Here is a 14,682-nt window from a genome sequence, read left to right as displayed (position 1 = left end):
CGGTGCCCTACCTCTTAAAAACTGTATAAATTTCTCTTGTGCAAATATACGTTTCGTTGTATATTTATACAAGAATCCACAAGCGTATGTGAGGTAAACCCGCTATGACGCTGGCGTGGGTTTTATGCATTTTTACTGCGATTGGTGGGATAATGGTGAATTCAACAGTGACTGTACGAAAAGCTTCCATGGAGGATATCGAGAAGCTTTATGATATTATACAAGGCTACGCCAAGCAGGGGATCATGCTTCCCCGTACAAGGGAGATGCTGCAAGAGCAAATCGAGACGTTTATCGTCGCGGAACATGATCATGTTCTCATCGGCTGCGGCTCGTTAACGCGTCTTGGGCCAGATTTGGTTGAAATTCGGTCACTGGGGATGACACCGGGCTATAAAGGACAGGGAATCGGCGGCAAATTGGTTGATTTCCTTGTGGAAGAGGCTAGAAGTCGAGGCATTGTTAAAGTGATGGCGTTGACGTATGAAGTGGCCTTTTTCCAAAAAAACGGGTTCACCGTCGTGCCTAAGGAGATATTTCCGGAAAAGGTTTGGAAGGATTGCATGCACTGCAAAAAGCAGTATTGCTGCGACGAAATTGCTGTGCTTAAACGATTGGATTGACTTGACAACAGACCTTAGGGTCTGTTATTTTTGTAATAGGATTTAGCACTCACTAAATAAGAGTGCTAACGACGGCGGAACCATGTTGCTAAAGTTCTACTCGAACAAGGAGGGGTATATATGTTGTCGGAACGTCAGCGTATGATCTTGAGTGCAATCATTGATGACTATGTACGTTCAGCGGAGCCGATCGGCTCGCGAAGCATTTCGAAACGGGGCAATGTCGGATTCAGTCCGGCTACGATCCGCAATGAAATGTCCGATCTGGAAGAGATGGGCTTTCTCGAGCAACCCCATACGTCCGCCGGCCGGATTCCTTCGCACAAAGGCTATCGTTATTATGTGGATCATTTGCTTCAGCACGGTTCCTTGCAAACGCATGAGCTTGATGCGATGAAGCTGGTTTTTGCGCAGCGCATTCAAGAGATGGAAGATGTGATCCAGCATGTCGCGGGAATGCTCTCCAGTCTCACCAATTATACATCCATCGTACTCGGTCCTGAGGTGTTTAGCACGACGCTCAAACATCTGCAAATCGTGCCGCTTTCGGAAACGACGGCTGTCGCAATTATTGTGACGAATACAGGCCACGTGGAAAATAAGACGGTTTCCATTCCGGAAGGCGTACCTATGTCCGAGATCGAAAAGGTCGTCAATATACTGAACGCAAGGCTCAAAAATGTCCCTTTGCTTCAGTTTAAATCCAAGCTTTATAATGAGATTTCCAATGAGCTAAGCAAATATGTAAATGGGTATCAGGAGCTCGTTTCTGTCGTCGAAAGCGTCCTTCAAAACGATGAGAAGGATCGCGTGTTCCTTAGCGGAATGACCAACATGCTCATTCAGCCGGAATTCAAAGATGTGGATAAAGTGAAAAGCATTTTCGACCTCTTGGAAGAGGCGCCTACGCTGATCAAATTATTTACTCCGTCTAATGAAGGCATTGAGGTCAAAATCGGCACGGAAAACAGTCTTGAAGCAATTAATAATTGCAGCTTAATTACCGCTTCCTATTCGATTGGCGATAAACCGCTTGGCACCATCGGCATTCTCGGACCTACACGCATGGAATATGGAAGAGTCATCAATTTGCTTGACCATCTTTCGAAACATTTGGAAGTCGTTTTAGGGCGATGGTACGGCAAATGAGCGGCGTTCAACATGAAGGTGAAGAACGATTCTCTACCTTGGTGAACAACGCTGCGGCCGTTAGAGCGATATGCTCTGCTGTGGAAGGTACGCTCGGCCCCAAGGGACTTGATACGATGTTAGTCGGGGCGCATGGCGAGGTCATCATCACGAATGACGGGGTGACTATCTTGGAGAAGATGGACGTCACCCATCCGGCCGCACGGCTGCTCATACAAGTCGCGAAAAGCCAGCAGCGCCAAATCGGCGACGGTACGACGACGGCAACGGTGCTCGCAGGAGCGCTTGTGCAGGAAGGCGTTGCGCAGGTGACGCGCGGCGTCCCGGTGGCGAAGGTCGTCAGCGGAATGCAGCAAGGTATTGAGCTGGCGGTCAGGAGCCTGCAAGGCCGAAGCCGCAGCATTGAAGGGCTGGGCGATGCTGCGCTGAAGCGCATCGCCATCACGGCGGGCCGCGAGCAGGCGGATATCGCGCGGCTGATTGCCGCCGCCGCCGAGGCGGTCGGCGAGGCGAAGCTGCGCGAAGACGGGTACCGCTTCGCGGACAGCGTGCTCGCCCACGAGGAGGCGAGCAGCGAGGTCTGGCCCGGCATTCTGCTGAATCAGAAGCCGATGAATCTGCATCTCGACGCCGAACGTCGGGATGTCCGGGTTCTCGTGCTGCATGATGCCTTGGAGCCTGAGGCGGTCAGCGAGGAATCGCTGGTCACCGAGGCAGGCTTCCAGCGGCATATGCAGCTGAGGGAGCAGTTCCGCAGCAGCCTTGGCTCGCTACTGGAGCTGGGCGTCGGTCTGATTGCCTCAGACCGCGGGGTTGACCCCGAGGCGGAGCAACTGTGCTCCGACCATGGCATTTTCGTGCTGCAGCGGCTGTCCCGCAAGGACTTGCAGCAGCTGAGCGAGTACACCGGCGCCAGGCCGGTGCGGCGCACGGCGCTGCGCAAGAGCGCGCAAGAGCTCGGCGCTGCGCTCGGGCACGCGGGCTACGCCGCGTACGATGAGCGGCTGGAGCGCGTGCGCGTCAGCCGTGGCCACGGCGGGCAGCACGTGACCGTGATTGTCGGCGCCGCGACGCGCGAAGCGGCGCATGAGCGCTCGCGCATCGCGAAGGACGCCGCTTCGGCGGTCCAAGCCGCCGTGCGCGGCGGGTATTTGCCCGGCGGCGGCGCCGTCGAGATGGCTGTCGCGCATGACCTGGAGCGCCTTCGCGAGACGATGAAGGGCATGGAAGGCTTCGGCGTTGCCGCCGTGGCGGGAGCGCTGCGGAAACCTTTGGCGCAGATCGTCGTTAACGCGGGCTATAACCCGCTTGAGAAGGTCGAAGAGCTTAAAGCCGCGCAAATCGCATTGGAGACCGATCGTCTTGGCATCGACTGCGATACGGGGCAGGTGATTGACTTCATTGAAGCTGGCATTATTGACCCTGCCGATGTGAAAATTCACGCGCTTCAAGCGGCTGGAGAAGTTGCGGCAGCCGTATTGCGCATTCATACCGTTATTAAAATGAAGCAGCCTTTTGAAGAATCATAAAGATGGGCAAACTGACGGCAGTATATAGTTTTTTAAGGAGGTGAAGGACAATTGAGTACTGAAAATAAACAAACAGCAGAGCAAGACGTGAATGCTACATACGCAGCCGAAGGCGAGCAAGCTGCCGAGCAGCAAACTGATGCGGCAGAGCCATCGCAAGCGGGATCCGAAGAAGCTGGTGCGCCTAGCGAACTGGATCAATTGCGTATGCAATCTGATGAAAACTATCAGCGTTTTTTACGCGTTCAAGCGGACTTCGATAACTTCCGTCGCCGCTCCAGAGCGGAGAAAGAAGATTTTGCGAAATACGCTTCTCTTAAAGTGATCGAGCAGCTTCTGCCGGTCGTCGATAACTTCGATCGGGCGCTGTCTTCCAGCAAGGAAGCGAAAGATTTTGACGCCTTGGTCAAAGGTCTGGACATGACATTCCGCCAGCTGGATCAAGTGTTGACGCAAGAAGGTTTGAAGCCGATCGAGGCTGTCGGCCAACCGTTCAATCCGGAATTCCATCAAGCGATTATGCAGGTTGAATCCGAAGAACACGAAGAAGGCATCGTCGTGGAAGAACTGCAAAAAGGTTATATGTTAAAAGATAAAGTGATCCGCCCAGCAATGGTAAAAGTTAGCGTGTAATGGTTTAGCAGATCTTATAGATCGTAACCTGAATATGATGAAACGAAATGTTCCCATCGGAGCATGGAATTAAAGGAGGCATTTTTAACATGAGTAAAGTAATTGGTATTGACTTGGGTACTACGAACTCTTGCGTTGCCGTCATGGAAGGCGGCGAAGCTGTTGTTATCCCTAACGCCGAAGGTAACCGCACAACGCCATCCGTTGTTGGTTTCAAGAAAGACGGCGAGCGTGTTGTCGGGGAGACAGCCAAACGTCAAGCGATCACAAACCCGGACAAAACAGTGATTTCGATCAAACGTTTTATGGGTACGAACCACAAAGAAAACATTGACGGCAAAGAATATACGCCACAAGAAATTTCCGCAATTATCCTGCAAAAGCTGAAAGCCGACGCTGAAGCTTACCTGGGTCAATCCGTGACTCAAGCGGTAATTACAGTTCCTGCTTATTTCAACGACAGCCAACGTCAAGCAACTAAAGACGCCGGTAAAATCGCAGGTCTTGAAGTTCTGCGTATCGTCAACGAGCCTACAGCGGCAGCGCTGGCCTATGGTTTGGAAAAAACAGAAGATCAAACGATCCTCGTTTATGACCTTGGCGGCGGTACGTTCGACGTTTCCATCCTTGAACTTGGAGACGGCTTCTTCGAAGTTAAAGCAACAAGCGGGGACAACCGTCTTGGCGGCGACGATTTCGACCAAGTGATTATCGACTACCTCGTTGCTGAATTCAAAAAAGAACAGGGTATCGACCTGAGCAAAGATAAAGCAGCTGTACAACGTTTGAAAGATGCAGCCGAAAAAGCGAAAAAAGAACTTTCCGGCGTTCTGACAACTACGGTTTCCCTGCCGTTTATCACAGTTGCTGACGGCGTTCCTCAGCACTTGGAGCTTAACCTGACTCGTGCGAAGTTCGAAGAACTTTCCGCTCACCTTGTAGAAAGAACATTGGGACCAACTCGTCAAGCGCTTAGCGATTCCGGCCTTTCCACAAGCCAAATCGACAAAGTTGTACTTGTTGGTGGTTCAACGCGTATCCCTGCGGTTGTTGATGCTATCAAAAAACTGATCGGTAAAGAGCCTCACAAAGGCGTAAACCCGGATGAAGTTGTTGCTCTTGGGGCAGCGGTTCAAGCAGGCGTATTGACCGGTGATGTGAAAGACGTCGTTCTTCTTGACGTAACTCCACTTTCCCTTGGTATCGAAACGGCAGGCGGCGTGTTCACCAAAATGATCGACCGCAATACGACGATCCCGACAACGAAGTCCCAAGTGTTCTCCACATATGCGGATAACCAAACAAGCGTAGAAATCCATGTTCTTCAAGGGGAACGCTCGATGGCTACCGACAACAAAACATTGGGCCGCTTTATGCTTGGCGATATTCCTCCGGCACCTCGCGGTATCCCGCAAATCGAAGTTAGCTTCGATATCGATGCGAACGGTATCGTGAACGTATCCGCTTTGGATAAAGGAACCGGTAAAAGCCAAAAAATCACGATCACTTCTTCCAGCGGCTTGAGCGATGAGGAAGTTGATAAAATGATGAAAGACGCGGAAGCGCACGCTGAGGAAGACCGCAAGCGCAAAGAGCTTGTAGAAGCTCGCAACGAAGCGGATCAACTCGTCTATTCCGTAGACAAAACGATCAAAGATCTTGGCGATAAAGTCGACCAAGGCGAGATCGATAAAGCCAACGCTGCAAAAGAAAAAGTAACTTCTGCGCTTGCTGGTAATGATTTGGATGCGATTAAAGCAGCGACTGCAGAGCTGACAGAAATCATTCAACAGCTTTCCGTGAAGCTGTATGAGCAAGCTGCTCAGGCTCAAGGCGCAGGTCCAGAAGGCGGCGCGGCAGGCGGCGAAGCCCCTAAAGGCAGAGAAAATGTTGTCGACGCTGATTACGAAGTTGTTGACGACCAAAAGAAATAAGCCTATCCTGATGTAAGGAAGTTTAAAAAGCCAACTTTGATAACGAAGTGATTCAGGTAGTATATCGACATCGAATATTGAACGAAATCCGGGAAGTCCGGTACTCACGTAGGTTTGCCTACGCTCCGTTCCTCCTTCACCGGATTTCGTCCAATCTTCTCGGTTCTGAAAGCCGACTTTTTAAACCCTTATTTTATGTATCATAAGAATATAAGACGGAAGAAGTCAAAGCCGCTCGGAGTGTATCCGTGGCTTTGACTTTCCGTTTGTAGTCTTGAACATGGGAGTGGAAACATGAGTAAACGTGATTATTATGAGGTGCTTGGCGTCGGTAAAGAGGCCTCGCAAGAGGATATCAAGAAAGCTTACCGCAAAATGGCCCGACAGTATCACCCTGACGTGAATAAAGCCGCGGATGCGGAAGATAAGTTCAAAGAAGCGAAGGAAGCTTACGATGTTCTGAGCGACGATCAGAAGAAGTCGCAGTATGACCGTTTTGGCCACGTGGATCCTAACCAAGGCATGGGCGGTATGGGCGGACAAGATTTCGGCGGCTTCGGCGATATCTTCGATATGTTCTTTGGCGGCGGTGGCGGCGGCAACAGACGTAACCCGAACGCGCCGCAGCGCGGTAACGATCTTCAATACACGATGACGATCGAGTTCAAAGAGGCGGTATTCGGCAAAGAGACGGATATTCATATCCCGCGTACGGAGAACTGCGATACATGTCATGGATCCGGCGCGAAACCGGGGACAAAGCCGGATACTTGCGGCGTCTGTCACGGCAGCGGCCAGCAGGAAGTTGTCCAAAATACTGCGTTTGGCCGGATCGTCAACCGCCGCGTATGTTCGGCATGTAACGGTCAAGGCCGCATCATCAAGGAAAAATGCGGTACTTGCCATGGCGCCGGTAAGGTGAAGAAACAACGTACGATCCATATCAAGATTCCAGCCGGCGTGGATGACGGCGCACAACTTCGCGTATCCGGCGAAGGGGAAGCAGGTACCCGCGGCGGTCCGGCAGGCGACTTGTATGTAGTCATTCGTGTGAAGTCCCATGAATTCTTCGAGCGCGAAGGCGATGACATTTACTGCGAAGTACCGCTAACGTTTATGCAGGCCGCGCTCGGCGATGAGATCGAAATTCCGACTTTGACGGAGAAAGTCAAGCTCAAGATTCCAGCTGGCACACAGACGGATACCTATTTCCGCTTAAAAGGAAAAGGGGTTCCGCGGCTGCGCGGTTATGGCCAAGGCGACCAACACGTGAAAGTGATCGTCGTGACACCAACGAACTTGAGTGAAGAACAAAAAGAACTGCTTCGCCAATTCGGCAAGGAAAGCGGCGAACATACGCACGAGCAAAATCAATCGATTTTTGAGCGAATGAAAAGAGCTTTCTTAGGCGATTAGAATTGTTGCATATCTTACAAATAAAGCACCTCATTTTCGAATAATTGACAGTCATTGTACTGTTGGTTGCTTGAGATGAGGTGTTTTTTTGTTGCCAAAATGTTTATTTCCTTTACAGAAACGCTTATTCATAAATCATGAGGCCACTTTTTTCGAACAAAAAAAAGGGAGTTAGAGTTGATGGGAAAGGTACCCGAAAGCACAAGGACCTAGCCGCAGGCTAAGTTTTTTTGTTTACTTTATGAATTTACAAAATCTTCATGCCAATTTTACATAACTGAACGAAAACTGTGGCTTTCATTTTACAAATATTTAGTAACCTTGAGTATATGAAACTATCACTAGTAGGGAAGAGGTAGATGAACTTGTTCCAGAAATCAAACAAAGCTAAAAAAATGTTAACGCCTGTATTAGGATTAGCGCTATTAGCACCTAGCGTATTGCCCAATATGGCCTATGCAGCGAATGACGTTAAAGTAAAGTCAGTAGAATTCGTAAGTATGTCTGCACCTGCAACGCCGCAAGATATGGCGAAAATGTACTCGAATGCCTCCCTCCAAGTTACATACACGGACGGTACGGTAAAAACGTTCCCTCTTACATACAAAACGCTGTTTAAATCGGATGATTCGATCAATGGTACGGTTGCCGGTGTTTCGCAAGATAAAAATGGTAAAGCCATTCTCGATACAAGCGTTGCGAGCAATCCAACACCTTACGTTTCGGATTCACCGGATTCTAATAGTTTGTTTAAAGTGGATGGCGCTAAATCAACAGCAAAAGGCGGCAACCCCCTTTCCCTGATTACCCATTACGAGTACATAACCTTAAATAATGCAGGAAAGTCGGCATACGGCTTGGTTCCAGCATCGATGTCGTTAACAACGTTGGATCAAAATAAAACAACAGGCGAGCTTGCGGCTACTGATTTGAAGAAGGTTGATTTTAGCGGTGTGGACGGACTGTGGATTCCATGTAACGGATCTTTAACGCCTTGGAATACGCACCTCAGCAGTGAGGAGTATGAAGCGGATGCTCGCGCCTTTGAAGCAGACCCGACTCAAACTTATGTCGGTCCGTTTGTCAAGGCATATTTCCAAGATGACAAAAAGCAAGGCAATCCGTACGCGTACGGTTATATCCCTGAAGTAACGGTTCATGCCGATAATACGACTTCAGTTGTAAAACACTACAGTATGGGCCGCTTTTCACATGAGCTGGGCCGTGTTGCGCCTGACATGAAAACTGTCTTTTTTGGAGATGACGGCGGCAATACCATGTTGTTCATGTATGTAGCCGATAAAGCAAAGGATTTATCCGCGGGTACTCTATACGCAGCGAAATGGATTCAGAAGAGCGATACGAACGGAGGTTCCGCGGATCTGCAGTGGATCAAGCTCGGTCATGCGACAGATGCGGAAATTAGAACGTATATCGATAAAGGCCTTAAGTTCAGCGACCTCTTTGATACTGCGGATAAGGATACAGCCGGTTTTACCAAAATCAAATCGTATCCAAGCGGTAAAGTGGAATGGTTAAAAGTGAAGCCAGGCATGGAGAAAGCGGCTGCTTTCCTGGAGTCTCGCCGTTTTGGAGCCATCGCGGGAGCGACGGCTGAATTCAATAAGATGGAAGGCGTAGCAGTCAACGCCAAAGATAAGAAAGTTTATGTGGCTATGTCCTATGTCGAGAAATCGATGGAAAAGGACACTAAAGGCGCTGATCCTGCTGACGATATTCAAGTGAAAAAAATCAAAGCAGGCGTGACCTATGAGCTGCAATTGGCCGGAAGCCAACTCGATAAGGATAAACAACCTATTAACAGCGATTTCGTCCCTTCCACGATGAACGGCCTAGTCGCTGGACAAGATCTGGCGAAAGCAGATAGTAAAGGCAATACTGCGGCAGAAGATCTCGTCGCGAATCCCGATAACCTTTCCTACTCGGAAGAGTTAAGAACATTGTTCATCGGCGAAGATAGCGGTATGCACTCCAATAACTTCGTTTGGGCCTATAATATCGATACGAAAAAGCTTTCCCGAATTCTTTCTGTTCCTGCGGGCGGCGAAGCTACTGGCTTGCAAGTTGTTGATAACCTGAACGGTTTTAGTTATGTAATGAGCAATATGCAACATCCCGGAGACGAGATGATCTTGCCGGAGCCGCTAAAAGCTCAAGTTGATGCGGTCATTAATAAAACATATGACAACAAGCGTGCAGGCAGTGTAGGTTATATCAGCGGATTACCGACTTACAGCCAAATGATCGAATGGATGGATACGGATAAATCTCTCTCCGCTCTTCGCGATGTTGCTGAAGCGCATGGAGCAACTGTTAAATGGAATGAAGAGGACAGCAGTGTGACTGTTACCAAAGGCAGTCATTCGCTGAAAGTGAAAATTAATGACGCCACTGCATTGATCGATGGTCAAACGGTGCAATTACCAATCGCAGCTCGGATTGAGAATGAAAAAACAATGATCACAACTTCTGTACTGAACGGCTTCTTAAATCACTAATCAGATCCTGAAGAAGAGACCATTGGAGCGGATTTAAGCTTCAATGGTCTTCTTCATCTCAACAAGGAGGACAAGCTAACAATGTCAATAAAAAGAATGACTTTAGTTGCGGCGCTTTTGCTTCTTTTGGTGCAAAGTGCCCCATTGCTTACTTCTGCTCATGGAGGTTCCATGGAGAAAGAAGAAACAGGAGAAGGTGCGCTTATCGTCACGGTTGACGGCAAAGTTGTTGAAGGCAGCGCTATGGTAAGCAAGGATTTATCGGAAATCATGCTTCCGCTGCGCAGTATAGGTGAAATGCTAGGTTCTGAAGTTCGATGGGATGCCCAGCATCAGGCCGCCTTGATCAATAGTACATTTTATCCCGAGGCCGTTATGGATCATATGGATCACTCGTCTCACGAAGTTATGGGAGATATGGGTGGTCATATGATGCAACATATAGGCATCGTATTGGATGGAGCCCTGTATCAGCCTGATTTAGAGCCGGCCATGATGAATGGAACGTTACTGGTATCAGCTGATACCATCGAGAAGGCATTTCACGTGAAAGTGAAATGGAATATGAAACTAAACAAAGTGCAAGTCGTTACACCAGCGGCTGGACAATTTGAAAAAGAACAAGCACAAGTGAACGACGCTTTTCATGGCGTTGGTATGGTGCCTCATCTTGCGGCAGACGGTACGAAAGAATTTAACCTGACTGCGGCAATTGGCCCATGGTCTCCCGTAAAAGGCGTTGTCACTAACGCATGGATGTTTAATGGACAAGCCCCCGGACCTGTAATTCGAGTTACAGAAGGAGATCGTGTCCGTGTGAAATTGGATAATCAGCTGCCGGAACCGACGGCCATACATTGGCATGGCCTTCATTTGCCCAATGCAATGGATGGCGTGCCAGGCCTTACGCAGGAGACTGTGCAGCCAGGACAAAGCTTCACTTATGAATTTGTGGCCAGCCATGCGGGCACTTTTATGTACCATTCTCATTTCGATGACATGAAACAAATTGGGAATGGCCTTTATGGTGCATTTATTATTGATCCTAAAGACCGTGCAACGGAAAAAAAATATGATCACGACTATATGATGATGATCAGCGGTTTTCATGTAAACACATCGGATGAGGAAGATCAGGATTACTATACAATAAATGGCCGGAGTTACCCGGACACCCCGCCAATTGAAGTGAAAAAAGGGGAAACCATCCGCATCCGCATGGCGAATATCGATACAATGGAGGTTCATACCATGCACCTTCATGGCATGGATTTTCAGGTGATTGCCAAAGACGGCCATCCTGTCAAAGAACCGCAGATGATGAATACAGTATTGATAGGTCCAGGAGAGACCTATGATATTGCTCTTACCGCAGATGCGGTTGGCAGTTGGATGTTCCATTGTCATATCCTGGATCACACGATGAATGCAGGTGAAATGGCAAACGGAGAGATGGGCGGACTAATCACGGTTCTTAAAGTTTCTGAATAATTTAGGATCATGTTTCTTGTATGAAATGCGCTCACTTTGGAACAATAAAACTGGTTTACCTATACAGGCGCTAGTTAGCTTACGATGCAAGTTTTGCTAAGCAATACTCCAAGGAGGTACAAAGATGAGCGACAACAAGAAACAGCAGGATAAGAATTTGCCTATTACCAAAAATGAGGACGTGGAATTTGCCGCTGAAGTAGCGGACGCAGATGATTATGAAGCGGCCGAAAGAGCGCAAGCGGCGGATTACCGACAGGAACAACAGTAATGGCTGAGAAAAATATTCTTGCCTATTTCCATTCGCCTGAGCAGGCGGAAGGCGCGGCTTCCAAACTGAAAGCTTTGCGCGCTATCGACGTATCGGTAGACCGATTTGGCCGGTATGAAGGGTATGGCTTGCAATCCGTCATGAATCCTTATGCCGGGGACTTTGGCAGCTTAGGAAGATTGACGCAGGCTGCGCATGTTTCAACGCCGGATGAGGGGATTTTGATTGCAGCCGATCCGGCAGCCAGCGGAATGAGCGATGGCGGCGGCGGAGGGGTAACGGGACTTGATACCGTGCTGGCTGCAGTCATTGATGAGGCTGTTTACGAGCAAGCCATCCGTGTTATCGAGAGCGCCGGAGGCACTGTATAAGTAAAATTGGAGCATCTGTCAATCAGTGCTAAGTCACTGTCTGACGGATGCTTTTTGTCTTCTAAGGACCCGATTTTACTAGGGGAACCGAGTTGTAGTACAATAAGCATTATGAATTTAGGGTTACACCCTATACTCACAATATTTTGGAGTCTCTGCAAGATCAGTTTGCGAGGCAAATTTAGGAGGAGCAACACCCATGCTTTGGCACGAAATTACCGTACATACGACAGAAGAAGCAATAGAAATGATCTCGAATTTTATTCATGAGCTTGGCGCCGGGGGCGTATCCATCGAAGAATCCGGGACGTTGAACAAACAAAGGGACACATCGCTTGGCCAGTGGTATGAGCTGCCGCTCAACGATATTCCGGAAGGAAGAGCGGTTATTAAAGGATACTTCTCTCAAGGTACTGAGATGAATACGGTCTTGGATAATCTTAAAGCATCGATTGATCAGCTCCGGGATTTTGACATCGATACCGGCAATCCTACATTTGAAATGAGAGAAGTGGACGACGAGGATTGGGCGAATGCTTGGAAGCAATATTTTAAACCGATTCGCGTTTCGGAGCGCTTAACGATTAAACCTACTTGGGAAGAATACACGGCGTCGCCTGATGAGTTGATCCTAGAACTGGATCCGGGAATGGCGTTCGGAACAGGTACCCATGCAACGACGGCACTTTGCTTGAGAACGCTGGAGAAAGTGGTAAAACCCGGAGACGACGTGATCGATGTGGGAACCGGTTCGGGTATTTTGTCCATTGCTGCCGCAAAGCTTGGCGCCAAACATGTGCTTGCTGTGGATTTAGACCCCGTTGCCGTATCAAGCGCAACAGAGAACACGAGGCTGAACCAGCTTGATAATCAGATTACGGTAAAGCTGAGCGATTTGCTCGGCGTTCTGAAAGCTAGCGAAACCGAAGCGTCCAACCAGCTAGGTGTGACGATTCCGGTACAAGTCGTCGTGGCGAACATTTTGGCGGAAATAATTTTGCTATTCGTTAATGACGTATATGAAGTATTACAGCCTGGCGGCTATTATGTCGCTTCAGGAATTATTACTGCCAAGGAAGCGGATGTGGAAAAAGCGCTTATTGCAGCCAACTTTACGATTGTAGAGAAAAACTACGATTCGGATTGGGTTGTGATTGTAGCTAGAAAGCTGTAGGTGGTGTTACATGGGAGGATTATTGTTTTACGACTGGAATACACTTCCTTTTGTTATTCTGGTTCTAGTTATTTCCTTTACTTTTCATGAGTTTGCGCATGCTTATAGCGCTTATAAATTTGGAGACTCAACGGCCTATCAATTTGGCAGAGTCTCCTTGAACCCCATGGTGCATTTGGACCTGTTCGGCACGATCATGTTGTTGATTGCCGGATTCGGTTGGGCGAAGCCAGTGCCGGTAAACCGGGGAAACTTTAAAAATCCTCGTCTCATGGGGATTATTGTTACGGCTGCAGGACCCATTTCAAACTTGATCTTGGTTTTTATCAGCGCATTTATATTCATGGCTTTTTTGAAATTTGGCTGGTTTAACGGCATGTCCGGTGGGAGTGTCAAGGCGATAAAATTGTTTTTAAATTTGATGGTGGGTACGAATCTCACCCTGTTCTTGTTCAACTTAATCCCTATACCGCCACTTGACGGTTATCGAATTATTCAAGACGTAGTCGATTTGAAATATAGCGAGTCCCTTGTCAAGTTTGAACAATGGGCTTCCGTCATTTTTTTACTGGTTGTTTTCGTAAGACCATTACGACAAGTGACCTTGGATCCATATCTTCGTTTGGGCGATGATATTTTAGCATTTCTTCAAGTTCCGATTATTTGGATTTTAGGCGGCTAGAGACTTCCAATAAGCAATTGTAGATTTTCGATCGCAAAAAAGGTATGATGGTGAGTGGAAGTTTTCATAGAACAACTTAAAATAAAAATGTGCATGAAGATAGAGAGGCTTTTGAACCTATGCAGCGATATTTTCTTCCGCCCGCGCAGTTTTCATCAACATCTGCGCAAGTCACCATTGAAGGAGACGATGCCCATCACCTGCAGCGCGTCATGCGCGCAGAGATCGGTGATCAAGTGATTTGCAGCAATGGTGTTGACCGCGAAGCGCTAGTCCGTATTACGTCGCTGGATAAAGGCTGCGTAACGGCCGAAATTGTGGAGGACCTGCCGATGAACGCCGAAGCGGCTGTAGAGGTGTGGGTCGCGCAGAGCTTGCCCAAAGGCGACAAGATGGAGACGGTAATTCAAAAAGGGACCGAGATCGGGGCAGCCCGGTTTCTTCCTTTTTTATCGGAGCGTACTGTTGTACAGTATGATGCAAAGAAAGAAGCAAAGCGAACTGAACGCTGGCAGAAAATTGCGAAGGAAGCGGCCGAACAGGCACACCGCAATCGCGTTCCGCAGGTAGAATCGGTGTTTACCTGGAAACAGCTGCTCGCTCAAGCGAAAGAAGCCGATGCCGCATGGATCTGCTACGAGAAGGAAGACGGTCAGCAATTAAAGCCGGCCATTCGGCAAGCGGTCGAATCAGGCAAGGTTGGGCAAGGTAAGCGCGTATTGATTGCCATTGGACCGGAAGGCGGCTTTACGGAGCAAGAGGTTCAGCAGGCTGAAGAGGCCGGGTTTCGTTCGGTATCGCTGGGTGCACGCATTTTACGCACGGAGACTGCGGCTATGGTAGGGCTCACGTGCCTTTTCTATGAAACCGGAGAGATGGGAGGATAAGCG

The 14,682-nt window shown here is 48.7% G+C and carries 13 protein-coding genes; all 13 read left to right on the top strand.

Translation table 11 applies throughout. From position 1 onward, the window contains the following. Window positions 1-152: 152 nt before the first annotated feature. A complete protein-coding gene (locus ACFQZT_RS01985; protein ID WP_379296018.1) occupies window positions 153-623 on the top strand; it encodes an N-acetyltransferase in 471 nt (156 codons plus the stop codon). Window positions 624-743: 120 nt separating this feature from the next. Beyond that, a complete protein-coding gene (hrcA, locus tag ACFQZT_RS01980; RefSeq protein ID WP_379296016.1) occupies window positions 744-1,772 on the top strand; it encodes a heat-inducible transcriptional repressor HrcA in 1,029 nt (342 codons plus the stop codon). Further along, on the top strand, window positions 1,769-3,301 hold the full coding sequence (locus ACFQZT_RS01975) for a TCP-1/cpn60 chaperonin family protein (RefSeq protein WP_379296014.1): 1,533 nt from the start codon (window positions 1,769-1,771) through the stop codon (window positions 3,299-3,301). The genes hrcA and ACFQZT_RS01975 overlap by 4 nt, the downstream gene beginning before the upstream one ends. 51 nt (window positions 3,302-3,352) lie before the next feature. Beyond that, the gene (grpE, locus tag ACFQZT_RS01970) at window positions 3,353-3,934 is read left to right on the top strand and encodes a nucleotide exchange factor GrpE (RefSeq protein WP_379296012.1); all 582 of its coding nucleotides are present in this window, start codon (window positions 3,353-3,355) and stop codon (window positions 3,932-3,934) included. Window positions 3,935-4,023: 89 nt separating this feature from the next. After that, window positions 4,024-5,868 (top strand): molecular chaperone DnaK, encoded by a 1,845-nt coding sequence (gene dnaK / locus ACFQZT_RS01965; protein ID WP_379296010.1) that lies wholly within the window; start codon window positions 4,024-4,026, stop codon window positions 5,866-5,868. A gap of 294 nt (window positions 5,869-6,162) precedes the next feature. Next, complete coding sequence (gene dnaJ, locus ACFQZT_RS01960; protein WP_379296008.1) at window positions 6,163-7,284, top strand: molecular chaperone DnaJ; 1,122 nt, start codon at window positions 6,163-6,165, stop codon at window positions 7,282-7,284. Window positions 7,285-7,649: 365 nt separating this feature from the next. Further along, window positions 7,650-9,803, top strand: a complete 2,154-nt coding sequence (locus ACFQZT_RS01955; protein ID WP_460871415.1) for an alkaline phosphatase PhoX — start codon at window positions 7,650-7,652, stop codon at window positions 9,801-9,803. Window positions 9,804-9,884: 81 nt separating this feature from the next. Then, window positions 9,885-11,294 (top strand): multicopper oxidase family protein, encoded by a 1,410-nt coding sequence (locus ACFQZT_RS01950; protein WP_379296006.1) that lies wholly within the window; start codon window positions 9,885-9,887, stop codon window positions 11,292-11,294. 124 nt (window positions 11,295-11,418) lie between these two features. Further along, window positions 11,419-11,565 (top strand): YfhD family protein, encoded by a 147-nt coding sequence (locus ACFQZT_RS01945; RefSeq protein WP_379296004.1) that lies wholly within the window; start codon window positions 11,419-11,421, stop codon window positions 11,563-11,565. Next, window positions 11,565-11,936: a hypothetical protein gene (locus ACFQZT_RS01940; protein WP_379296002.1), complete on the top strand. Its 372-nt coding sequence runs from the start codon at window positions 11,565-11,567 to the stop codon at window positions 11,934-11,936. Before ACFQZT_RS01945 ends, ACFQZT_RS01940 begins: the two co-directional genes overlap by 1 nt. A gap of 199 nt (window positions 11,937-12,135) precedes the next feature. After that, window positions 12,136-13,110 (top strand): 50S ribosomal protein L11 methyltransferase, encoded by a 975-nt coding sequence (gene prmA / locus ACFQZT_RS01935; RefSeq protein WP_379296000.1) that lies wholly within the window; start codon window positions 12,136-12,138, stop codon window positions 13,108-13,110. Window positions 13,111-13,120: 10 nt separating this feature from the next. Then, complete coding sequence (locus ACFQZT_RS01930; RefSeq protein WP_379295998.1) at window positions 13,121-13,792, top strand: site-2 protease family protein; 672 nt, start codon at window positions 13,121-13,123, stop codon at window positions 13,790-13,792. Between the two features lie 119 nt (window positions 13,793-13,911). Then, window positions 13,912-14,679, top strand: coding sequence for a 16S rRNA (uracil(1498)-N(3))-methyltransferase (locus ACFQZT_RS01925; protein WP_379295996.1), 768 nt, complete (start codon window positions 13,912-13,914; stop codon window positions 14,677-14,679). Window positions 14,680-14,682: the final 3 nt, after the last annotated feature.

The sequence above is a fragment of the Paenibacillus sp. GCM10027628 genome (assembly GCF_042676385.1).
Taxonomy (GTDB): Bacteria; Bacillota; Bacilli; order Paenibacillales; family NBRC-103111; genus Paenibacillus_E.
Note: the sequence above shows the minus strand (reverse complement) of the source record. Positions and strands in the feature narration are given on the sequence as shown.